This is a genomic window from Fangia hongkongensis FSC776 = DSM 21703 (genome assembly GCF_000379445.1).
Taxonomy (GTDB): Bacteria; Pseudomonadota; Gammaproteobacteria; order Francisellales; family Francisellaceae; genus Fangia; species Fangia hongkongensis.
On sequence record NZ_KB902270.1, the window covers coordinates 148,869 to 171,177 of the forward strand.

Below are 22,309 nucleotides of genomic sequence, written 5' to 3' on the forward strand. Positions count from 1 at the left end.
GTTTTTTAAATTTTGTCTATCACTTAACTATATGATGCAATGATGCGCGACTTAGCCCAGTATTTTACGGGATTTATAAAAAATGCACAAACACTCCTTACAACAAGTTACCACAGCAAAGAGCGTCTCTCTTTGTCATTACTCATCCCTATTCCCATCTATTCTTTTATTACTGCTTATTTCTTTTTTTCCATTTAGCTCATATGCCAAAACGCTAGAAGAGCGTTATAAAAGCTTTTTCACGCCCTATTATTTAACAGATCTCTCACTGACACACCCGGAAAAAGTCATCGCTTCATCTAATGGTAAAGCGCTTATCACCACTGGAGATACTATCTATGTTTCTCGTTCTGGGAAAACGCCAATTGCCCCTCAGTATTATATCTTCAATGAGGTAGATAAACTCTCCGAAGATGAACATGATCAGGATTATATATTTAAAGAGCTGGGTAAAGCGCGTTATCAAAAAACCTATAAAAACACGCTTATTCTAAAGGTCAATTCCATTACACAAGAGATTAATCTTAATGATTTAGTCATCAGCTCAAGGGCTGTTGATAGCATGTTGCCCGAAAAAGAGATTATTTCCTCAAAAAGAATCAGCGGTAAAACAATTTACCTTCAAGGCGAGGGAGATTTTGTTGGTCGCTATCAATCTGTTCTTTTAAACATTGGGCAAGTGAATGAGCTTAAACTTGGTATGCGAGTGTATTTTTTTACAAAAGAGCAGAATATTAATGGCTATAGCATTGAGCCTAGATATCTTGGTCAGGGTTTTATCTACCGCTTAGCAAGTCATCATGCCATTGCATTAATCACCCGTGCTAACCAAGAAATTCAGCTTGATAGTATTGCCTCGACGATGAGATCTTTTTCACATGCATAGTGAAGATCCTGTCATTAGCTTATCTTTGCTCGCAAAATTCTCTTATGATCACCTTCTTAAACTGCAATCACTTAATATTGAACTTGATGATGTAATCAGTGCACCTAAAAACTATTGTTCAATCTTACCAGAGCATATCATCGACTCCTTGAGCCAAAAAGATTATCTGACTCAACTTGAAGCGCTAATGCTTTGGCAAAAAAATAGCAGTCACCACCTTATCACCATCACAAATCCACTTTATCCTCCGCAATTAAAAGAAATTGCCAAGCCTCCTTTAATGCTGTATGTCATTGGAGATCCAATGCTATTAGAAAGTAAGCAAATTGCTGTTGTTGGCGCAAGAAAACACTCTATATACGCTAAAGAGGTGATTGAGCATATTATCCCTGCTCTAGTCTCTGAAAATCTAACAATCACAAGCGGACTTGCCTATGGCGTTGATGCCTTAGCACATCAAAGTACATTAAATGCAAAAGGCAAAACTATTGCGGTTTTAGGTACAGGTATTAACAAATGCTATCCTTATCAAAATAAATCGCTCTATGAAACTATTTTAAAATCTGGTGCGCTGGTTTCTGAGTTTCCACTTGATACGCCACCAAAACGTCACCACTTTCCACAAAGAAACCGTATAATAAGCGGTCTTTCTTTAGGTGTTTTAGTAGTTGAAGCTGCCAAAAAAAGTGGCTCTTTGATTACTGCCTTTAGTGCTTTAGAGCAAAACAGAGAAGTCTTTGCTGTCCCTGGCAATATTTTTTCCAAAACTTCAAAAGGCAGTAACCGTTTAATCCAACTTGGCGCAAAAGCGGTTAGTTCAGCTCAAGATATTTTGGATGAATACAACATCACATACTCTCTTCCACTAGAATCAGCTAAAGCTCACAATAGCAACATTGCTTTAAATGAGCAGGAAAAAAAGGTTTATCATACTATTGGCTCATCACTCACCACGATTGACCAAATAATTTCGACGACTGGCTTAACATATGCACAAATAACTGGCATACTGTTTACCCTTGAAATGGCATCGCTGATACAGACGATACCAGGTGGATATCAACGGGTATAAAGGCTAGGTTAGTAAAAAGTTTATGAAAACAAATCTAAATATTTTGCAAATATTGATGTCACTTTTTAATCATGTTGCCATTCATGAAGACATATTAAAAATCACAACGCCTGAAGAGATTTCTCAGCAGCTGAGAAAAGCAGGCTTAAACTCAAAAGAGCTAAAATTTGTGTTAGTTTGGCTTGAAAGCTTCTCTAAACTACCAGAGAAAAATACTTCTATTTCATTTCACCCACACACCATTCGCGTCTTCTCAGATGCTGAACGTGCGATTATTCCAAATGAATGCTTGGATTTTTTAGCTGAAAGAGTCCTTGAGGGTGAAATTAATGCCTATGAATTTGAATTTATCTTAACACAAATTATGTTAATCAATACACACGCCATCGATGAAGATGAGTTTATGTGGGTTTATGATATGACATTAGCCAACCAAGAGGCGCTTTCCTTTGCTAATAATGAGATAAACTCGCACAATCTAGTCTCATTTTACAATCATTAAAGGGTAATTTTCACCCTAATTTTCTTGTATAACATACAATCCGTTTTACTTTTTCCTATACAATTACATGAAATTTGTATACATTAAGCTTCTCAATCATAAAAAATGTAAAATTACTACAAGATATTTTATATTGATTACATCTTAAGTAAAACAAGGGGTTCTATACGTATGTCGACATCTACAGCTGACACAAAGCTCAATGCAATTACCATTCGAGTTGCCATCATAGCCGCGCTCGCCGGTTTACTCTTTGGGATGGATATTGCCTATGTAAATGGCTCTTTAGAGTTTATTGTCAAATCATTTACACTGACACTCTCTGAATCTCAACATGTTGCAGGAACACTTTTAATCGGTGCAGCAGTTGGTGCTATTTTCAGTGGCGCTTTGTCAAAAAAATGGGGACGAAAAACCGTGCTCATTATTGCTGCGAGCATTTTCACCATTTTCACATTCGTCGGCGTTTTTTCACCAAACTTTGAAATTCTCCTTGTCTCACGCTTTATCGTTGGGATTGCAGTTGGTATTGCCTCATTTATATCACCGCTTTATTTATCTGAAATTGCACCGAGGCACTTTAGAGGCGCCTTAATTGCTATGTATCAGCTGATGATTACTATCGGCATTTTTCTAATGTACCTCTGCAACTCAGCTTTAGCACAAACAGGTTCATGGCGTATTATGCTTGCAGCTATTGCTATTCCATCGATTATCATGCTTATTGGCTGCTTAACTTTGCCTAAAAGCCCAAGATGGCTTGTGCTTGTTGGTAGAAATGATGAGGCTGAGGTGGTACTTAAAAAAATCAGAAATACTGAAGCTGAAGCTGAAAATGAACTCAATGAAATTCGCGACTCTATCTCAGTGAACTCCAGTGGATTTAAACTATTGCGTCATGGCTTTTTTATCAAAGTTTTGATTCTAGGAGTGTTATTACAAGCCTTCCAGCAGTTCACCGGAATGAATGCATTTATGTATTACTCAACAGACATTTTTAAAATGGCAGGCTTTACTAACCCTGCTGTGGCAACGATCATTATTGGTCTTGTTAACATGCTTACAACCCTCCTTGCAATTAAATATGTTGATCGCTTTGGGCGAAAACCCATTTTATATTTTGGACTTTTCCTCTTATTTGTATCGTGCTTTATTGTTGGCGCTGTCTTTAAAACGCATTACTCTTATGAAATCATCAATGGCGCAGTTCAATCCCATATCGTTCTATCACCTGTTTTACAATGGACCACACTGATCTTTAGTCTTGTGTTTATTTTTGGTTTTGCTATTTCAATGGGACCTGTTATCTGGATATTATGCTCAGAGATTCAACCACTAGAGGGACGCGATTTTGGTATTACAGCCTCAACAACAGCAAATTGGTTATGTAATGCCATCTTAGGCAATTTTGCACTAACTTGGCTGACATTTGCACCGGGTAACACCTTTATTGCCTTTGGCGTTGTGTGTCTTGTTTGCATCGGCTTTACAAAACTATTTGTCCCTGAAACCAAAGGTGTCTCACTCGAACAGATCGAGTCTAATCTTAAAGCTGGAATGCCTCTGGCAAAACTTGGTAGATAAACGACTTCTTTTTAGAGCTTACAACCACGCCTGATCTGAGCTGATTACTATTTGGCCAAAAATATTGCCCGCATTACTTGGAAACCTTCGAGATAAATTTGGATTTTCCGCCTGAAAACTTGTGAGCGCCCCAGGGCCTATCTCAATCGCAAGTCCAGCATAAGGATACCCTTCATTAACCATCATTGGTACGACACCACCATTTCTTTTTAAAAAATCCAGCTTATATCCATTGGGATCTTTTCCATGCCTTCTTAAATCTTGATCACGCTCTATATATTGATTTGACATAAAATATTCAAATATATCTTTAAGATAGCTCTTCTTACTAAAAATCATTGCTTTATATTTTTCTAAATTACTTATAGTTTCTCGCCCTTTATTCTGCCTATACATCACATCTAACGTTTTTTGTAATAAAAATAAACAACCAAGAGCATGTGCATTACAGGCTAATATACTATTTCCAGCATAATTTTGATCAGAATATAAACCAACCATACAAGGCAAATTGATTTCAAATCTGGCTGACTGAAGTTTGTTGATGCTATCAGGACGAAGATGCTGCCCTCTAAAAGCATTATCACAGTCTATATAAACACCTCCTTCTTTATATAAGATGATTAGTCTTAATAAATCACTCAACGTTGCATAATTCCCCAACTTTTCAATGACCTCAAGATCATAGTGACCACGATATCGGTCAGAGTAATTTGGATACTCTAGAACCAAGCACTGGCTCAACATTCTTCTTTGAGCAAGTGTTAATCGCTGGCAGAGCTCACTTCCACAGTACTCCGCTAGAACCTGAATATCACAGAAAATCAATCTATTTTTAGCCGCTCTTAGGCTCAAAGGATTACTATACCCTCCTAAGTAATCAAAAAATCGATTTTTATTTTCATTCAATCTATCTGTCCACACATAAATGGCATGTGAACTTTGAGACCATATGTAAGATATATTATGCATATACTTCTCTGGAATCAAAGACCCCATCCAAATATAATGTATTTTATTTTGCATTTTTGAATTAATATACTCTGCAACGCCACCCTTATAGCCAAAATAAGCTTATTACCTCTAGTTTCATAGTGTAAAATTATGAATTTTTCTAAGAGAATCAAACCAATCCATAAAAACAGGAACCCTAAATTCTGTATTTGAAAACACATACGATCTAGGATTGAATGATGAAATATAGCTATTTAAGCTTGGCTGGAACCTTTTAAAAAAAGGTGGTGCGGACGGGGAGACTCGAACTCCCACACCTCTCGGCGCTGGAACCTAAATCCAGTGCGTCTACCAATTTCGCCACGTCCGCATTTGTGGGGTGAACGATGGGACTTGAACCCACGACAACCGGAATCACAATCCGGGGCTCTACCAACTGAGCTACGCCCACCACAAACTCTATGGTACGCCCGGCAGGATTCGAACCTGCTACCCTCGGCTTAGAAGGCCGATGCTCTATCCAGATGAGCTACGGGCGCATATTCTATCCGCTCGATGACGGTTAAAACATGGTCGGAGCAGAGGGATTCGAACCCCCGACCCTCTGGTCCCAAACCAGATGCGCTACCAAACTGCGCTATGCTCCGAGTAATCACTTATGGTGGCCAGAGACAGAATCGAACTGTCGACACAAGGATTTTCAGTCCTTTGCTCTACCGACTGAGCTATCTGGCCAATGACGGTTATTAAAACGGATTTGCCCTTTTGGGTCAAGCACTTTTTTAAACATTTTTCATGTCTGTACAAAGCAGTATCAGCTTTACTTGAATACGCCCAGATATTGATCAAAATAGCCTGTGTTTCTTGCTGATTTCCACTTAACTCCTCCCTTTAAACTTAATTTGATCATTAGGTATTCAGTACGCTAGAGAACTTTTGCAAGGCAGTTATAATCCTGCACTATACCTTATTGAGGAAAAACAACATGAAACGATTAGTCACATTTGCAGCAACTGTCCCGGTACTGTTCTATCTGACGCTCTCTAATAGCTACTCGACTGAGAAATACTATGTAAATAATGATACGCGCGAAATCACCTATGAAATGAGCAAAAAGCAGCTTGAGCAAACGATTCTAACGCAAAAACCCTTGACTGGCTTTGTTTTAAGTCAACAGCTTGGCTACGTTGGCAGTAACTACTCGAATAACTTTGGACTTGGGATTAATCTTGGCTTTCAGGCAAAAGTTGATAATAACTTTGCACTGGGTGCAACTGCGGGTGTAACCGGTGCACGGCGAATAGGTGGGATATCAGGTAGCACAAACTACGGCAATGTGATTGGAGTATTCCCAATGATGTTCTATGGAGAGTATGTCAATCAAAATGGGTTTAATGCACATTTAGGTGCTGGCATGACTTATGGGATAACACGTGGCACTGGGGGCAATAATCTTCGCTCTTGGATGCCAACAGCTGAAATTGGAATCGGTTATCAGCAAAGAAACCGCTACAATATTGAACTTGTTTACTCACACGCATTTAAAAACACACATGAATTATATTTAAACAGTGTTATGTTACGCATTACAACCTACTTTACTGGATAGTCAAGATTTCAGCTTATCATAAAAACTATGCACTTTATCGCCATCATAATAGGCATATAGTGTCTGGGCAACCTTTGTAGAACCAGAAAGTATATTCCCATGTTGATCAAGTGCAATCAAACCGACATAATCCCCTTTTTGATTACTCTCATTAATACTAAGCTCAATAGATTTTTGCAATGAGGCTCCATCTTTCACGCGCGTATGTACTTTAGCAGCAACGGCTGCATTGACAATATGCTCACCAATACCAGTACATGAGATTCCCATAACACTTGAAGCGTAGTTCCCAGCAACCGTTGCGCTATCACTAACGCGCCCTGGCATTTCAAATCCTGCTCCTCCAGTTGAAGTTAATGCCACTATGTTTTTTTGACTATCCATCACAACCACACCAACGGTGCCTGTTCTGCCTGTTTTTAATTGCAAATACTCCCTATAACGCGACTCTGTCATCAAAGAGCACTTTTCCATCCCGAGCTTTTTTTGTGCATAAGAGGTTGCCTCATCTCCCGCTAGAACAGTGTTTTTCTCTGACAGCAAAGCATAGGCTACCTTGCTAGGGTAACGTATATTTTGAATATTCATCACACCTGCAAAACGCTCTTTCTCCCCATCCATAATAGAAGCAGACATGCGAATTTGACCATCTTGCTGGACACGCGAACCTAAGCCTGCATTAAAAATAGGGTCATCTTCAAGTAGCTTAGCAGCATACAGTGCAGCGTTAAGCGCATTATCCTCTTTCAGTAAGTTTTGATAGCTTTTTTTGATAATTATTAATAAATGCTCATGATAGTCTTTAAAGGTACTCTCAGCACTTTCTCGTTGTCCGCAGCCACCGTGAATAATGATCTTGCTCACATCTGCTCCTTTTATTACCCTTTTTTTCTAACTTATACGATTCATTGGCTAATCAAAAGTGATTTTAGTTATTTTGATTTGTACTTCAGTCGCTTTCATTTATGACAACATTTTACTTTGCTGTAATATAATTGTAACATTAGTGTGCTACTTTAGTCTGAGACTAAAGTCATTAAGATTACTTTACATCGAGAAGAGCCAAACCGTGGGGGATAGATGCGAAATAAGGTGAAAAAAGCGGCCGTGCTTATAAGCATATTGGCATTTTTTGTGACATCTTCTGCTTATGCAGATACAAGTTTTTGGCAGCAAGCCAAAGCTGTATTTTCTAATAATCAACACAAACATCCAAACCGAACTGAAATTGTGTTTTGGCACTCCTTTGGTGGCTCACTTGGCGCATCGCTTCGAAAGATTATTGCTGAGTTTAATAACACTCAAAACACTTACTATGTCGTTGCTGTCAATAAATCTAACTATGAAAACTCCCTCACCTCTGCAGCAACAGCTTTTCGCTCACACACTCAGCCCAACATTCTTCTTTCTTATGAAATCGGTGCTGCAATGATGATTCACTCAGGTGGCGCCATTATCCCGCTGTATAAACTACTAAACATGACAGGTGTCAAGATCAACACTCATGATTTCTGGCCTGCTGTTGGCGGTTATTACAGTGTTGATAATAAGCTTGCAGGCTTCCCGTTTAACAGCTCATCTCCCGTGCTTTTCTATAATAAAAATGTACTTGAAAAAGCCGGCATTAAAACACCACCTCGTACTTGGCAACAAATGGACGCTTTTGCAAAAAGACTACAAGGCGTAGGACAAAGCTGTATTTTCACAACCGGCTATCCTTCGTGGATCTTATTGGAAGAGTTTAGCGCATGGAATAACCTTCCCTATGCTTCTGAGAATAATGGCTTTGATTCTCTAGCACCAAAGTTATTGTTCAATAACAAAACTGTCGTTGACTTCTTAACGCAACTATACCACTGGGCACAAGAGGGTGTTTTTATGTATGGTGGCAGATTGGGCTCATCCGATTCACTTTTCACCAGCGGAAAGTGCGCCATGACTATGCAGTCTTCATCTATGATTGCTGATTTTTCAAAGGTAAAGAGCTTTAAAACTGGCGTGGCGCCAATACCATTTTGGAAAACAAATACAAATACTCACCCCCAAAACACCATTATTGGCGGTGGTGCACTTTGGACATTTGCCTTACCGAAAGACACGCCGAATAAAGCTAAAATTTATAAAGGTGTTGCTCTTTTTTATCAATTTTTATCCAAAGCTAGCATTCAAGCTGAATGGGCAAAGGCAACCGGTTATATTCCCGCCACAAAATCAGCATATAACCTTCTGAAACAAGAAGGGTTCTACAAAAAAAACCCTTATGCTGAAGTTGCCTTACAAGAACTTAACAACTTACCACCAAAACCTTATACAAAAGGGATTAGACTTGGAAATTTTCCACTGATTCGTCAGGTGAACGATGCCATGCTAGAGCAAATTTTCTCTGGTGATCAAAGTGCAAAAAATGCGCTTCAAGATGGTGTGGAAAGTGGAAACAGATTAATCATGCAATTTTATCAACAAAATAGGTAACCTATGCAACAACAAAATTTCTACCGCTCAAGTACACTTGCCTATATACTTATTTTGCCACAGCTCGTTATTACGATTTTATTCTTTATCTACCCTGCGATACAAAGTGTGATAGGCTCTTTTTATAGTAGCAACTTTTGGGGAACAATCAGTCACTTTTCAGGTCTTACAAACTATATTGATCTATTTAGCAATAAAAGTTACTTACAATCATTTGTAACCACAGCTATCTTTTCGATTGCTGTTGCCTTTTTAGCAATGGCACTTGGGCTTTTATTCGCTGTTTTAGTGATGAGAGTATTAAGAGGCGCACGGATATATAAAACTTTTATCCTCTGGCCGTATGCCGTTGCAACCGCTGTTACAGGTATTTTATGGGGGTTCTTATTTAACCCTGCTGTCGGGGTGATCACTTGGATACTTGCGCATTTTGGTGTTGACTGGAATTATTACTCCAATGGGTCACAAGCACTTTTTGTTACTATTCTAGGCGCATCATGGCAACAAATAAGCTATAACTTTATCTTCTTTTTAGCAGGACTTGCAGCCATTCCAAAATCAATGTTTGAAGCCGCTGCTATAGATGGAGCAGGTCCCTTTAGACGCTTCTGGCAAATCGCCTTTCCTTTAATTTCACCAACAACCTTCTTCCTTTTAACAATCAACCTTGTTTATGCTTTTTTTGATACCTTCGGTATTATTGCAACCATGACACAAGGGGGGCCTGCAAATGCAACCAACATTCTTGTTTATAATGTTTATGCCACAGGTTTCATCGGTCAACAAATTGGAAGCTCCTCTGCACAATCTGTCGTACTGATGGTTATTGTTATCGTTTTATCTGCAATCCAGTTTAAATATATCGAAAAGAAGGTGCATTACGCATGATGGTTGAACGACGTCCTTTATTAACATTTATAACACATGCCCTGCTTATCCTTGGCATTTTGATTATGGCTTTGCCACTTTATGTTGCCTTTGTTACCTCGACACAATCTATGGAAGCGATCAACTCTGCCAAAGGTGTTATTCCAATGCTCCCAGGTGGACATATGATAGAGAACTACAAAATTGCACTGACTGGCAGCACACATTTTGGCGTTCCCCCAGCTTTATTGTTACTTTGGAACAGCTTTTTAATGGCCATGGCAATTGCTGTTGGCAAAATTGTACTTGCCATTATCTCTGCCTATGCTGTTGTTTATTTCAATTTTCGCTTTCGCATGGTGTTTTTCTGGCTTATATTTTTAACGCTTATGCTGCCAGTTGAAATACGCATTGTTCCAACCTATAACATCGTTGTAAATCTTGGAATGCTAAATACTTTTTCAGGATTAACACTGCCTTTAATTGCTTCAGCGACAGCAACTTTTATGTTTCGCCAGTTTTTCATGACCATTCCAAGACAATATGCAGAAGCAGCAAGCATAGATGGCGCAGGTCCTATTCGTTTTTTTATTGATGTTGTGCTGCCACTGTCTAAAACAAATATTGTTGCTCTATTTATTGTTATGTTTATCTATGGCTGGAATCAGTTTTTATGGCCACTTATTATCACCTCCAGCGATCCTGCACTTCATACTATTGTAATGGGGCTAATGCAGGTGTCTGATACACTTGGCAATATCCCTAATTGGAATTACATTATGGCAGAGGTGATTTTAGCGACCATTATTCCTGTGGCGATTATCATTATTATGCAGCGCTGGTTTGTTAAAGGTTTAATTGAGACGGATAAGTAAAATGAGCACATTATTATTAAAAGATATTACAAAGAGCTATTTAAAAACACCTGTTTTACAAGATATTAACTTGGATATTAAAGAAGGTGAATTTGTTGTGATTGTTGGCGCCTCTGGGTGTGGAAAATCAACGCTTCTTCGTACTATAGCGGGCCTTGAAAGCGCAAGCTCAGGCGCAATCTATATCGACAATCAGGATGTCACCAACAAAGAGCCAAAAGATCGTGATATTGCGATGGTATTTCAAAACTATGCGCTTTATCCTCACATGAAAGTATATGACAATATTGCTTATGGACTTAAAGTGAGAAAACGCCCTAAGGCTGAAATCAAAGAGCGAGTCAATAAGATCGCTACTTTATTACAAATTGATCATCTACTTGACAGAAAACCAAATGCATTATCAGGTGGACAGCGTCAACGTGTTGCCATGGGAAGAGCGATTATCCGAAACCCTAAATTATTTTTATTTGATGAGCCGCTTTCGAATTTGGATGCAAAGCTTCGTGTTGATATGCGTCTTGAGATAAAACGACTACAGCAACAATTAAAAATCACAAGCTTATATGTGACGCATGATCAAGTAGAAGCAATGACTATGGCTGATCGCATTGTGATCTTAAACAAAGGCTACATTGAGCAATTTGATACGCCCAAAATGCTTTATCAGAAACCAGCAAGCGTTTTTGTCGCAGGCTTCATAGGCGCGCCTTCCATGAACTTTATTAATGCAAAAACAACCGACAATGGCATTTGCCTTGAAGATGGTGGTGAGCTTGATATTGTTTTAGAAGATAACCATGATGCTGGCAAAGATATCATCATTGGTATTCGCCCTGAGCACCTACAACTAAGCGAACAGAAGAATGATGTTGATATTACCGTCACCGTTGACACCATCGAGCATCTTGGCGCTGAAACGCTATTATATGGTTTTATTCCAAGCAGCCAGACACGTATTACGATGAAAATAAATGGGTATTGGAGCGGCAGCGTTGGTGAAACGATTCACCTTCACGCTCGAAAAGAACACCTTCATGCATTTGACCCTGATACAAAAAAACGAATCGATTTAAATAGACACATCCATTACGCCTAGAACTATTTGTATTTTAAAGGCAAACATCCCCTTCCTAGCTAAAAGTGGCATGATCATCAAACTGCTTTAATCACAGATTTTTAAAGATGATTTTATGTGACAAAAGCAATTTTAATGGTTACCATGGAGAGCTTTTGCAATTTACAGGGGAATTTTATAATTTATGTTAAGCTATAAAGATATGCCTAAAGGGGTGATAAATATTAACCTACTACAAGTGTTTTCAACAGTAGGTTACGCCGTTTTAATGGGGCTTTTAAACTTTTACCTTAGCAATCACGGTGGCATGAGCCGCATGGAGGCAAATACATTAACCGCAAGTTTTTTTGCCATTAACTTTTTGTTTCACTTCCTAGGTGGAACAGTAGGTGGCAGATACCTTAGTTTTCGCGCGCTTTTTTCAGTCAGTCTTTGTTTACAGTTTATCGGGCTTTGTCTTATTGCTGTTCATGAATACAGCATTATTTTGATTGGGATGGCCGTATTCATCACAGGAGCCGGCCTTAATGTCAGCTGCATCAATATGATGTTAACTCAGTTATTTTCCCAAAATGATAAAAGAAGACGCATTGCATTTTCTGTCAATTATAGTTTTATGAACATTGGCTTTGTTCTAAGCTTTATTGTTGCAGGAATTTTACAAGGACATAATCTCTACAGTGTTGCTTTTATTTTTGCGGCAGTTTGTATTGTTATTTCAATGGGCATTCACCTGCGCACTTGGAAGTATGTTACTGACAAGGGAACTTTCTTTGCTGAGCGTTTTGCTAAAGGAGAGCATAATTATTTTATTGCCCCTGTTATTATTTCTGCCTGTTTAGTATTTGCTTTTTTCCTTATGCATCACCCTGAAATCGGCTCATCTCTTATTTACGTTGTATTTTTTGTTGTTTTAGCATTAATGATTAACCTTGCACGCAAGCAAGATGCAACTTATCGCGCGAAGATCTACTCTTATTTGATTCTTAGCGTTGCAAGCATGATCTTTGCCTGTGTTCAGGGCTTACAATCTACCGCACTTGAGAACTTTGTTGAATTTAACACAACTAAGTCTTTACTTGGCATTCCAATGCAACCGGCTACCGTTAATTTATTTGAAAGCTTAGGAGTCATTATTTTCGGCATTTTCCTTGCAAATGCGATGAGAAGACGCCAATCACTCAATCGCCCTTATTCGCCTGGGTATCTTGTTACAAAAGGTTTAAGTCTTTATATTTTTGCCTTTTTAATGATACCACTTGGTATCTGGGTAACAGGTGGTGTTAATGCAATTAATGTTATCTTCCCAATTTTGCTTTTACTGATCGTTGCAGCGGGAGAAATTCATGTTAATGCTGTTAACTACGCGATGGCTGGAGAAATGATTCGCCCTCAACATCAAGGGCTTTTTACAGGGTATCTATTTATGAACGTTGCCTTTGGTATCAATCTTGCAGGCCCCATCTCAAACTATGCTCTTAGCGCAGCCAATGAGACAGGTAGCTTATCCCCTGCAGCAACTAACCCAACCTATACACACATTTTCTTAGCAATGACTGTGGTGGCAATCATTATTACGGTTATATTCGCTTTTTTACTCAAGCAGATTAACCACATGGTAAGTGCCAATAAAGTTCAGGCGAACTTACAAAGTGAGCTTGAATAACTAAACTCTGCAAGCTTGCTAACCCCCATCATTTTCTCTAAAGTCTGAACATTTTCATAATATACAGACATATTAGGATCGATCTGGTTGGCAACCCAACCTAAGCATTCAACCTGATGCATTTTGAGATAATCAACCGTTAAAAGCGCATGATTAATACAGCCAAGCTTCATACCAACGACCAAAATAACAGGAATGTTCAAGCTTTTAAATACATCAATGTATAACTCATTATGATTTAATGGCACAAGTATTCCGCCAGCCGCTTCAATCAAACTCACATCAGATTTGACCTCATTAAGGCTATTTTCAATAGCTCTTTGTATAGCATCAACACTCAGCATGTCACCCATTTCAGCTGCTGCAATATGCGGCGCGATTGGCTTTTGGTAGATGACTGGATTAACCAAATTATATGGAAGCTTGACAGACGATGCTTCCATAAGGGCTAATGCATCCTCATTGACAAGATTACCATTGTGAAAAAAAGCACCTGAAGCAATGGGTTTCATTGCAAAAGTTGCATGATTTTGTTGATTACAATACTCTAAAAGCTTGACTGTTACATAGGTTTTACCAACCTCTGTATCGGTTCCAACAATACCAATGCGTGGATTATCGCCGATCAATACATTCAATCTTTCATCATAAAAATCATCTAATGGCACAAATATATACTCCTATATGATAAGTTAAACTCGCAGGCTTATTAATATTAAGATACTGGCGAACTGAAGATAAGCTATATGCCTTTGATCCAATATAGGTATCTACACCTGTTTTCTTTAAATGTTTTAATTGGCAAAGCTGACTCGGAAAAGAAACTTGCTCAAACAACTCATTACTAAAGCACAGCTCATATCCTGAATCTGCCAATAACTTTATGGTTGAAGCATGGCTTTTAAAATGATTGATACGAAAATCACTTAACTCACTAAAGGTGTGTTGAAGTGGAATACTAAAACAGAGATAGCCAGGTTGTTTTAGCTGTAACTTGACTCGATGAATCAGATCCTTGAAATCTCTTGACCAATGCAAAGACATATTTGCATAGAGAATATCATACTCTCCAATAGCACTTAGATCATCATCAAAATCTTGCAAAGAAAAATCAATAGCATCATGATGTTGATAATAAGATTTTGCTGTCAGATACATCTTTTTAGCGCCATCGATACCAAGATAGTTTTTAATAGCAAATTGCTTTATCAAAAGCGCACAATCTCTTGCAGTCCCACAACCAAGTTCCAAAAGGCTAATATCTTTAAAAGAACGTATCCCTTCTTCTTTCGCCATCATTTCCAATAAATAACTACCAACCAACTCCTGAACACTTGCTTCCTTTTCATAGTTATGAGCTGCACGATTAAAATGAGTTGCTACATCAAACATAACGCTCTCCAAGTAAGCTTAAATGATTATGCCCGTTCATCATGATAATATTTGGCAACGTGACGCCATTTAATAGAAATGTGTTATCGATAATATGATCTCGCTCTGCGAGATAAATCTTAACCTTGCCAGAGGCAAGTAAAATAGCCAACTCATCTTGTATTACAGAAAAATCAAACATCCATTTAAGTGCAAATAAATGACTCTCTTTTTGTGTTTTATTCCCTAGCGTTGTATTTGCTCTTAACCAGTTTATTTTTTCCCTATCGCCATCTGCCACTAAGGTGAAAAAATGCCTTGTAAGTTTCTGGGGGGTTTTATCAAACGCCTGATAAAATGCGAGCTTTTCTTTCTCGGTGAGATTCAATTTAAATGCTGGCGCATAGAAATAAATTCTAGATGCAGTCAACCTTTGAGTTCTTATTAACTCCATGATAACGATCGCAGAGAAAGACCAAGCATATATCACCTTAATATGCACAAGCGCTTGGGCAAGCATATCTAAAATACGCTCTTTTCCTAAATGATGGAAATCTGTAATGGTAAACCTCTCACCCTTCCCCTCACCTTTAGAGATAATACCTTGCCATAAGCTCTCTGAAAACCCCCAGCCACTTAAGTAGGCAACTTCATTAGAAACAAACCCATTTAACATAACGCTTCTCTCTTTTGAAGGCTAATGACCAAGAGTTTGATCAACTCATCAATGTGTGATAGCTGGTGAGTAGCTGACAGGGATATTCTTAATCTTGCCGTATCTTTGGGCACTGTTGGTGGGCGGACGCATGAGACCAACATTCCTTTTGACAATAGTTTTTGCTGTAGTGTCACAGTTAAAGCATTATCCTTAATCAAAATAGAGCGTACAGGCGTCATTTGATCATTGTATAAAGGCAAATTATGCTGTTTTGCTAAGTCGTTAAAATATTGAATATTTTCAAATAATTTATGCCTCAATCTCTCTTCTGAATGAAGTAGCTCCAAAGATGTTCTTAGTGCTTCGCTGATAAAAGGAGGTGCCGCAGTAGAGTAAATATACGCCCTTGCAGTATTCACCAATATCTCAATGATCTCCTTTGAAGCACAAATCATCGCTCCTGCTCCCCCCATCGCTTTACCCAAAGGAACAACACAAATAGGCACCTCTTTAAAGCTTAGCCCTCCTTCATTCACACTCCCCTTCCCTCCAGCACCTAAAACGCCAAATCCATGCGCATCATCAACAACCAGATGTTGTTTATCCTGAATGACTTTATAGATAGTGCTAAGTGGCGCAATATCACCATCCATGCTAAAGATGCCTTCTGTCACACAGTAATCAGCATTGGATCTAGCTGATATCCGCTGAAGCGACAAAAGATCTTGATGTCGGTAACGCATAAGCTTTCCCCCTGAAAGCCTTACCCCATCAATAACAGATGCATGAATATACTTATCAGCAATAATTGTCTTATCTTTCCTTGCTAAAAAGCTCATAAGCGCAAGGTTTGCTTGGTATCCGGAGTTGAAAAACATAGCACAAGGATACCCTATAAAATCGGCAAACTCCTTTTCAAAGGTTGCTGTTGCTTTAGAGTAGCCACTAACAACAGGCGAAGAGCCACTTCCAAAACCATAGTGATTTACCGCCTTTATCAGCGCTTTTTGTACCGCTTTATGCTGAGATAAACCAAGATAATCGTTACTGCTAAAATCAATACAACTTCGGCCATCAATTTCTTTGCTCGCCTCTTGTGTATAAAATGCACGGCGCTGTCGATAGAGCGCCTTTTTTTTGATTATGTTTATCTCATTTATCTGATCTAACACCCGCCTATTAGAGTACATTTAAAGATTCATCGTCTATTTGATCAATGCGCTTAGCTTTAGCCTCCATATTACTTTCGATGCCAAGCCCTAATTTTTTTAATAGTTTTAAATCATTATTTTGATCTGGATTTGCCGTTGTTAATAGCCTCTCTCCATAAAAAATTGAGTTTGCTCCTGCCATAAAACATAAGGCCTGCATCTCCTCGTTCATTTCAGTGCGGCCAGCAGAAAGGCGAACTTTACTGGTGGGCAGTAATATTCTTGCCACAGCGATGGTACGAACAAAATCAAAATTATCCACTTTAGCCATTTTAAGTTCATCCCCTAGTGGCGTTCCTGGAACAGGAATTAACTTATTAATTGGGACACTTGCAGGTGGTGTATCTAAAGAGGCAAGCATCATAAGCATCTCTAATCTGTCTTCAGTTGTCTCGCCCATCCCTAAAATACCACCAGAGCAAACTTTCATTCCTGAACTTGAGACATTTTTAAGCGTCTCAATTCGTGATGAAAATGTCCGTGTTGTAATAATCTCTGGATAATAGCTCTCGGAGGTATCAATATTATGGTTGTAATAATCAAGTCCCGCTTCAGCGAGCTTATCGGAATCTTCTTTAGTCAACATGCCAAGTGTCATACAAGTTTCCAGTCCAAGATCTTTAATGGATTGAATAATATTAATTAACTCTGGCATTTTACTCTTCGGTGGATTTCGCCAAGCTGCCCCCATACAAAAACGCTTTGCGCCCATTTCTTTGGCTTTTTTTGCTCTTGCAACAATAAGATTACAAGGGAGCAGCTTTTCTTTTTCTACATTTGTCTTGTAATGCCCGCTTTGTGGACAGTACTTACAATCCTCTGGACAACTTCCCGTTTTAATACTGAGTAAAGTACACAGCTCAACTTCATCTTTAAAGTGTTTTTGGTGTACTGATTGCGCTTGAAATAATAATTGATTAAATGGTTGATGATAAATCTCTAGTAACTCAGGTAGCGTGTAGCTTGTCATTGTTTTTGATCGGTTATTTACATTGGCTTTAATCTAGGTATAATTTTTGCATCAGTCAACTAATATTTTTAAATTAAGTTTACTAGCTATGTATTCAACTCCTATATGGCACCCATGCTCACAAATGAAAGACTATGAAAGCTTCACTCCGCTTTCCATTCAATCCGCTTCAAAAAGTTACCTTACCTTACAAACAGGGGAAAAACTTATTGATGCTATCTCTAGCTGGTGGTGTAAATCACTGGGACACAACCACCCAAAGATCAAACAAGCCATTATTACTCAGCTTGACTCGCTTGAGCATACTATTTTAGCCAATACGACCAATCAAATAATTGAGGCTTTAACCGAAAGCTTATGTGATATTACTAAAATGGATAAGGTATTATTTGCAAGTGATGGCTCTTGTGCGGTTGAGATTGCAATGAAGATGTCGATACAAGCCAGAGTGATTCGAGGACAAAGCGATAAATGCAAATTTATTGCACTGCAAAATGCCTATCACGGTGAAACGGCAGCAACACTTAGTGTCAGTGATCTTGGGCTTTATAAAAATGCCTATCAAAGTCTTCTTTTTGATTGTGAATATATTCCTGATATTCCCTACGTTACAGGGGAAGGTGACCCTTTATGGCATGATGCTGAAAAAGAATGGCTCCAAGCTCAAAGCTTTCTAAATCAGCATAGACAAATGCTTAATGCCATTATCATTGAGCCGATTGTGCAAGGCGCGGGGGGAATGCTTGTTTATTCACAAGATTTTATCAAACGCCTTGGTCTTTGGTGTAAAGAGAATGATGTTTATCTTATTGCAGATGAAATCATGACAGGCATTGGTCGCACAGGTAAAATGCTGGCACTAGAGCATGCTGACATTCAAGCTGATTTTATTTGCCTATCAAAGGGGCTCACAAGCGGTGTTCTTCCACTTAGTGTTACGCTAACTCACGAATCTATATATGAAATTTTCTATGATGATTATGAGACATATAAAGCCTTTATGCATTCACATACACATAGTGGAAACACCCTTGCTTCAGCGTGTGCTTTAAGCGTTTTGGAGATCTTTCAAAAGGAAAATACTTTAGAGTATGTTCAGCAAACGCTACATCCTACGATGCTTCAGAATATGCACGACATCTCTCACAATACCAAGCTCCTTCATAATATTCGAAGCATTGGTGGCATTATTGCTGCCGATATCAAATCCCCTAAATTTACCCGATCAGGATATCGTGTTTTTCAACAAGCCGTAAAACTTGGCGCCCTACTACGCCCACTTGGTAACACCATTTACTGGATGCCACCACTAAACACTGAGGTTCATACCTTAAATGAGCTTGCTAAGATAACTGAAAAAGCGCTATTAGCTTACTGATAAGTTACATTGCGGTCACATAATACATGGGCAATATAATAAAAACCGCCATTAATATGACAAAAAAGACATTCATGCCAATAAGTGGCACTATTCTTAAACTCACACTTTTTGTACGCATAAATGACAGTAATAATCCAAGCGCAAATATAAGGCTAATTTGACTTAATGGCATTCTAAATAGATTACTAAATAGCGCATGAATCATTCCCGCTAATACCGAAGAAAAAGCGACAAAATAAAGCTCTGATTGTATATACTCCTTCATAAGCTGAACTGCGCGTATAAAGCTTCTTAGCACCACAAGCAAAAAGGCTGCTAAAGCGACAACGCCCCACTGAGCAAAAACTGCCAATACAATATTATGTGGATAATCTTGAAGATAGAATACTAAATTTAGCTCTCCCACACCTAAAAGTGGGTTATGAATAGCTATATTTAAGGTTCGAGCCCACAAAAGCCACCTGTCACCATTGGCAAGCACATCTCTCTCTAGAACACTTAATAGCCCAACTGAGCTATTGACAATAATAAACAGGAGAGCCGCAATAACAGCTGCAGATAAATGATAAAAGAAAAAACGTATTGTCATGCGGTAATTGAGTACACTCATTACAAGAAGAATTACCACATATTCAACCAGAATGCTCCTTGAGGCATGTGCAATGACAAAAAACCAAAGCGCAACCATTGCAATAAAGCTTAATACTTTCATAAGCTTAACATAGTTTGATGACATAAGCGGCAGAGCTAAAAGAGGCAAAAACCAACTGATAAAATGATCTAAAAACCGCTTATTGGAAAAATTGAGCTGGTTGAGTATGAAGCTTAGATATTCACTTTTATTCATCGGAGCGTGTAGCAAGTAATCCACTGCATATAAATAACCGACTGTAATTAGAAAATATAAAATTGCACAAATGATAACAGTTGCGATAAGCCAGTTAATCGCCTCAGGATAACGCTTAAAGTAGCTCGCTAAATACAAAACACAAAGCAACATTGATAAATCAATTGCCAAGGCTTTAAATGCAGTCGGCGGGCTAAATGCTTTGATTGATGCAGAGAGAATCCCGATGATAAAAAAGACAATGATCAATAGCTTTATCCATTTTGATAAAGCGCAAAAACTCTCAGCGATCAGCATTTTTCCTTTTGAGGAAATAATAAAAAGTAAAAGCAATACAACCCAAATAAAAAGAACTGTCATACCGCGCCAAAAAAAGGTTAATATCCCAACGGTAATATCACCTAATAAAAACCCAAGCGGACTCCAAAAAGCCAAAAGCAGCCCAAGGAGCATACATGTATAGATAAAGTGAATAAATTTAAATTTACTTTTGAATTGCAACTTTGACTCCTTGCGCACTCACCTCTTAAGCTATATCAAAGTATAGAAAGCAATTTACAAGAAAGCTGCTCTTTAGCTTTTTTTATTTTTTTTCGTCCATCTAAGCACTTTAAATCCAAAAACAATCAGCACTGCCAATAAGATCCCACTGACAAGCCCAATGACAGCGCTTCCTAATAATAAGGGTAGAAATACGCTGTGTAAATGTGAAAAGATATGACTCAATGACAATGTTTCATCGTGAAAAATAGGGGTTGACCCAAGTAACCAACAGCCAATAATATAAGAGCCATACATCATTGGCAACATTGTGACAGGATTACTCACCCAGACAAGCGCCACAGCAAGAATAATATTCGCACGAAACAACACAGCAAAAATTGCTGCTGGAATCATTTGAAATGGCATTGGCATCATACACATAAACATGCCAATGACTGCTGCTTTGGCCAAGCCGTTTTGATCAAAACGCCACAAATACTCATGGTGCATATGCCTATGCAGAAACTTCAGCCATTTATGCTCTTGTATTTCGGATTTAGATGGCATCCATTTACGTTTTTTTCTCAAGGCCGCACCTGTTCAATGATAGTTCACTCTATTCTATCACCCTTTTGCTTGCTAACTAAAGCGTTTTTGCTGGCATCTTGGTATACTCTAACTGTGTTAACTTATCCATTAAAATCATGCTAATTAATACGTTACAAAAACATAAATATGCACTCATTAATGCCTTTAAAACCACTCTGGCAAGCTTTATTGGCTTCTTAGTTGGGCATTTTCTTGGCGACTGGATGAATATGCCTGAAATGTATTCTTGGATTGTTATCACCATTTTAGTCATCATGTCAGCACAAACTAATATGGGCGGCTTAACCAATAAATCGATTATGCGCATGCTTGGTACTTTGTGGAGCGTGTTAATTGCACTTGTTATATTGCTTGTTTTTTCTACCTTGCCTGCCATGCAAGTTATTCTCTGTCTAATATTTATTTATATCGGTGCTTTTATTGCTGCAACCTACCCCAAATATTCCTATGTTGGCTTACTAGGCGCAGTTACATTAGCCATTATTCTATTTGCCAGCGACCCAAATATTAAATTTGCACTCTCTCGTGGTTTTGAGATTATCCTTGGCATCATTATTGCTTTTATCGTAGGGCGCTTTGTCTTTCCCATCCATGCAAGTAAACGTATATTCCACTCTTACTCCGATTGCTTAATTCAAATTAGGACTCTACACAGAGAACTCGTTGACGGGGGAAAGTATGAGCTGCTGCTGGCACAAATCTTCACTCACTTTAATAAACAAATCACACTTACAAGCGAAATCATGTATGAGAATCAAAAAAAGCGAATTAAGGACTATCAAGCACTGAATTATGCCACTCGCCAACTTTATCGCTATATTTGTGTTTCCTATGAATATATTCATGCCTATCCAGAAAAGCGTGCGGAATTTGCTGAGCACCCAGAGTTTATTGCTTTACATAGCTCCATATCAGAAGCACTTAATCACTTATCAGATAACTTTGCCTCCTTAAACACGCAAAATCATGTGGAAATAGAAAAGCTGAATGCTCAATTCAGTGCCTTTAAATCGACCTTACACCTTGCACCGGAATATATTCACGTTAGCACACTTGTCTTTTCACTCACACGCACATTGCAAATGTTAGAAGAAGTCTACGCCATTCAAAAGCGCATTTTTAACACTTAACCTTATTTCTCTTTTTTGTTAGTATTTGCAGTAATTCTTTTCACCCTTTATTTAACGTTAACCTAAAGTTGCGTTACTTATAAA

Annotated in this window: 21 protein-coding genes and 5 tRNA genes; 12 read left to right on the forward strand and 14 right to left on the reverse strand. The window is 38.4% G+C overall.

Annotated elements, in window-relative coordinates:
• Positions 1-82 precede the first annotated feature (82 nt).
• From A37Q_RS0110375 to A37Q_RS0110390, 4 genes are all read left to right on the forward strand, one after another.
• Positions 83-886: a hypothetical protein gene (locus tag A37Q_RS0110375; protein ID WP_018300208.1), complete on the forward strand. Its 804-nt coding sequence runs from the start codon at positions 83-85 to the stop codon at positions 884-886.
• Positions 879-1,958, forward strand: a complete 1,080-nt coding sequence (gene dprA / locus A37Q_RS0110380) for a DNA-processing protein DprA (RefSeq protein ID WP_018300209.1) — start codon at positions 879-881, stop codon at positions 1,956-1,958. Before A37Q_RS0110375 ends, dprA begins: the two co-directional genes overlap by 8 nt.
• 22 nt (positions 1,959-1,980) lie before the next feature.
• Positions 1,981-2,460 (forward strand): DUF494 family protein, encoded by a 480-nt coding sequence (locus A37Q_RS0110385; RefSeq protein ID WP_018300210.1) that lies wholly within the window; start codon positions 1,981-1,983, stop codon positions 2,458-2,460.
• A gap of 171 nt (positions 2,461-2,631) precedes the next feature.
• The gene (locus tag A37Q_RS0110390) at positions 2,632-4,044 is read left to right on the forward strand and encodes a sugar porter family MFS transporter (protein ID WP_018300211.1); all 1,413 of its coding nucleotides are present in this window, start codon (positions 2,632-2,634) and stop codon (positions 4,042-4,044) included.
• A gap of 18 nt (positions 4,045-4,062) precedes the next feature.
• Here A37Q_RS0110390 and A37Q_RS0110395 read toward each other — a convergent pair whose 3' ends face one another.
• From A37Q_RS0110395 to A37Q_RS0110420, 6 genes are all read right to left on the reverse strand, one after another.
• Positions 4,063-5,016, reverse strand: coding sequence for a glycosyltransferase (locus tag A37Q_RS0110395; RefSeq protein WP_240402941.1), 954 nt, complete (start codon positions 5,014-5,016; stop codon positions 4,063-4,065).
• Positions 5,017-5,283: 267 nt separating this feature from the next.
• Positions 5,284-5,368, reverse strand: a tRNA-Leu gene (locus tag A37Q_RS0110400).
• A 5-nt stretch (positions 5,369-5,373) separates the two neighbouring features.
• Positions 5,374-5,449: transfer RNA gene (locus tag A37Q_RS0110405), tRNA-His, on the reverse strand.
• 11 nt (positions 5,450-5,460) lie between these two features.
• Positions 5,461-5,537 (reverse strand) — tRNA-Arg (locus A37Q_RS0110410).
• Positions 5,538-5,568: 31 nt separating this feature from the next.
• Positions 5,569-5,645: transfer RNA gene (locus A37Q_RS0110415), tRNA-Pro, on the reverse strand.
• Between the two features lie 12 nt (positions 5,646-5,657).
• Positions 5,658-5,733 (reverse strand) — tRNA-Phe (locus A37Q_RS0110420).
• A gap of 250 nt (positions 5,734-5,983) precedes the next feature.
• Between A37Q_RS0110420 and A37Q_RS0110425 the strand changes: the two genes are divergently transcribed.
• Positions 5,984-6,607 (forward strand): hypothetical protein, encoded by a 624-nt coding sequence (locus A37Q_RS0110425; RefSeq protein ID WP_018300213.1) that lies wholly within the window; start codon positions 5,984-5,986, stop codon positions 6,605-6,607.
• Here the strand turns inward: A37Q_RS0110425 and A37Q_RS0110430 are convergent, their stop codons facing one another.
• Entirely contained in the window at positions 6,608-7,471 is an 864-nt protein-coding gene (locus tag A37Q_RS0110430; RefSeq protein WP_018300214.1) for an isoaspartyl peptidase/L-asparaginase, read from the reverse strand.
• 216 nt (positions 7,472-7,687) lie between these two features.
• Between A37Q_RS0110430 and A37Q_RS0110435 the strand changes: the two genes are divergently transcribed.
• The 5 genes from A37Q_RS0110435 (at position 7,688) to A37Q_RS0110455 (ending at position 13,565) form a co-directional block, all read left to right on the forward strand.
• Complete coding sequence (locus A37Q_RS0110435) at positions 7,688-9,079, forward strand: extracellular solute-binding protein (protein ID WP_018300215.1); 1,392 nt, start codon at positions 7,688-7,690, stop codon at positions 9,077-9,079.
• A gap of 3 nt (positions 9,080-9,082) precedes the next feature.
• Entirely contained in the window at positions 9,083-9,967 is an 885-nt protein-coding gene (gene ugpA / locus A37Q_RS0110440; RefSeq protein ID WP_018300216.1) for a sn-glycerol-3-phosphate ABC transporter permease UgpA, read from the forward strand.
• Complete coding sequence (ugpE, locus tag A37Q_RS0110445) at positions 9,964-10,821, forward strand: sn-glycerol-3-phosphate ABC transporter permease UgpE (protein ID WP_018300217.1); 858 nt, start codon at positions 9,964-9,966, stop codon at positions 10,819-10,821. The genes ugpA and ugpE overlap by 4 nt, the downstream gene beginning before the upstream one ends.
• Before the next feature lies 1 nt (position 10,822).
• Entirely contained in the window at positions 10,823-11,920 is a 1,098-nt protein-coding gene (locus A37Q_RS0110450) for an ABC transporter ATP-binding protein (protein WP_018300218.1), read from the forward strand.
• Between the two features lie 163 nt (positions 11,921-12,083).
• Positions 12,084-13,565 (forward strand): POT-type proton-dependent oligopeptide transporter, encoded by a 1,482-nt coding sequence (locus tag A37Q_RS0110455; RefSeq protein WP_018300219.1) that lies wholly within the window; start codon positions 12,084-12,086, stop codon positions 13,563-13,565.
• Here A37Q_RS0110455 and bioD read toward each other — a convergent pair.
• The 5 genes from bioD to bioB are packed head-to-tail and all read right to left on the reverse strand — an operon-like array spanning position 13,535 to position 17,775.
• Positions 13,535-14,233 (reverse strand): dethiobiotin synthase, encoded by a 699-nt coding sequence (bioD, locus tag A37Q_RS15275; RefSeq protein ID WP_018300220.1) that lies wholly within the window; start codon positions 14,231-14,233, stop codon positions 13,535-13,537. The two genes, A37Q_RS0110455 and bioD, sit on opposite strands and share 31 nt — an antisense overlap.
• Positions 14,220-14,957 (reverse strand): class I SAM-dependent methyltransferase, encoded by a 738-nt coding sequence (locus A37Q_RS0110465; protein ID WP_018300221.1) that lies wholly within the window; start codon positions 14,955-14,957, stop codon positions 14,220-14,222. Before A37Q_RS0110465 ends, bioD begins: the two co-directional genes overlap by 14 nt.
• On the reverse strand, positions 14,950-15,612 hold the full coding sequence (locus tag A37Q_RS0110470; protein ID WP_018300222.1) for a hypothetical protein: 663 nt from the start codon (positions 15,610-15,612) through the stop codon (positions 14,950-14,952). Before A37Q_RS0110470 ends, A37Q_RS0110465 begins: the two co-directional genes overlap by 8 nt.
• Positions 15,606-16,784, reverse strand: a complete 1,179-nt coding sequence (locus A37Q_RS0110475; RefSeq protein WP_018300223.1) for an aminotransferase class I/II-fold pyridoxal phosphate-dependent enzyme — start codon at positions 16,782-16,784, stop codon at positions 15,606-15,608. Before A37Q_RS0110475 ends, A37Q_RS0110470 begins: the two co-directional genes overlap by 7 nt.
• Positions 16,774-17,775 (reverse strand): biotin synthase BioB, encoded by a 1,002-nt coding sequence (gene bioB, locus A37Q_RS0110480; RefSeq protein ID WP_018300224.1) that lies wholly within the window; start codon positions 17,773-17,775, stop codon positions 16,774-16,776. The genes A37Q_RS0110475 and bioB overlap by 11 nt, the downstream gene beginning before the upstream one ends.
• Before the next feature lie 88 nt (positions 17,776-17,863).
• Here bioB and bioA point away from each other — a divergent pair, with 88 nt between their 5' ends.
• Positions 17,864-19,153: an adenosylmethionine--8-amino-7-oxononanoate transaminase gene (bioA, locus tag A37Q_RS0110485; protein ID WP_026196638.1), complete on the forward strand. Its 1,290-nt coding sequence runs from the start codon at positions 17,864-17,866 to the stop codon at positions 19,151-19,153.
• A 4-nt stretch (positions 19,154-19,157) separates the two neighbouring features.
• On the opposite strand, the gene A37Q_RS0110490 is transcribed toward bioA, so the two are convergent.
• Together A37Q_RS0110490 and A37Q_RS15280 are read right to left on the reverse strand one after the other, a co-directional pair.
• Positions 19,158-20,504 (reverse strand): O-antigen ligase family protein, encoded by a 1,347-nt coding sequence (locus A37Q_RS0110490; protein WP_026196639.1) that lies wholly within the window; start codon positions 20,502-20,504, stop codon positions 19,158-19,160.
• A 72-nt stretch (positions 20,505-20,576) separates the two neighbouring features.
• Complete coding sequence (locus A37Q_RS15280; protein ID WP_154648677.1) at positions 20,577-21,074, reverse strand: DUF2062 domain-containing protein; 498 nt, start codon at positions 21,072-21,074, stop codon at positions 20,577-20,579.
• 116 nt (positions 21,075-21,190) lie between these two features.
• Between A37Q_RS15280 and A37Q_RS0110500 the strand changes: the two genes are divergently transcribed.
• On the forward strand, positions 21,191-22,225 hold the full coding sequence (locus tag A37Q_RS0110500) for an FUSC family protein (protein WP_018300228.1): 1,035 nt from the start codon (positions 21,191-21,193) through the stop codon (positions 22,223-22,225).
• Positions 22,226-22,309: the final 84 nt, after the last annotated feature.

Bases quoted from the DNA above. Each gene is read 5' to 3' on its own strand.
- A37Q_RS0110375 (WP_018300208.1), top strand. From the start codon at position 83: ATGCACAAACACTCCTTACAACAAGTTACCACAGCAAAGAGCGTCTCT.
- A37Q_RS0110455 (WP_018300219.1), top strand. From the start codon at position 12,084: ATGTTAAGCTATAAAGATATGCCTAAAGGGGTGATAAATATTAACCTA.
- A37Q_RS0110385 (WP_018300210.1), top strand. From the start codon at position 1,981: ATGAAAACAAATCTAAATATTTTGCAAATATTGATGTCACTTTTTAAT.
- A37Q_RS0110465 (WP_018300221.1), bottom strand. From the start codon at position 14,957: ATGTTTGATGTAGCAACTCATTTTAATCGTGCAGCTCATAACTATGAA.
- A37Q_RS0110450 (WP_018300218.1), top strand. From the start codon at position 10,823: ATGAGCACATTATTATTAAAAGATATTACAAAGAGCTATTTAAAAACA.
- dprA (WP_018300209.1), top strand. From the start codon at position 879: ATGCATAGTGAAGATCCTGTCATTAGCTTATCTTTGCTCGCAAAATTC.
- ugpE (WP_018300217.1), top strand. From the start codon at position 9,964: ATGATGGTTGAACGACGTCCTTTATTAACATTTATAACACATGCCCTG.
- A37Q_RS0110470 (WP_018300222.1), bottom strand. From the start codon at position 15,612: ATGTTAAATGGGTTTGTTTCTAATGAAGTTGCCTACTTAAGTGGCTGG.
- A37Q_RS0110390 (WP_018300211.1), top strand. From the start codon at position 2,632: ATGTCGACATCTACAGCTGACACAAAGCTCAATGCAATTACCATTCGA.
- A37Q_RS0110425 (WP_018300213.1), top strand. From the start codon at position 5,984: ATGAAACGATTAGTCACATTTGCAGCAACTGTCCCGGTACTGTTCTAT.
- A37Q_RS0110500 (WP_018300228.1), top strand. From the start codon at position 21,191: ATGCTAATTAATACGTTACAAAAACATAAATATGCACTCATTAATGCC.
- A37Q_RS0110435 (WP_018300215.1), top strand. From the start codon at position 7,688: ATGCGAAATAAGGTGAAAAAAGCGGCCGTGCTTATAAGCATATTGGCA.
- A37Q_RS0110475 (WP_018300223.1), bottom strand. From the start codon at position 16,784: ATGTACTCTAATAGGCGGGTGTTAGATCAGATAAATGAGATAAACATA.
- ugpA (WP_018300216.1), top strand. From the start codon at position 9,083: ATGCAACAACAAAATTTCTACCGCTCAAGTACACTTGCCTATATACTT.
- A37Q_RS0110395 (WP_240402941.1), bottom strand. From the start codon at position 5,016: ATGCATAATATATCTTACATATGGTCTCAAAGTTCACATGCCATTTAT.
- bioA (WP_026196638.1), top strand. From the start codon at position 17,864: ATGTATTCAACTCCTATATGGCACCCATGCTCACAAATGAAAGACTAT.
- bioB (WP_018300224.1), bottom strand. From the start codon at position 17,775: ATGACAAGCTACACGCTACCTGAGTTACTAGAGATTTATCATCAACCA.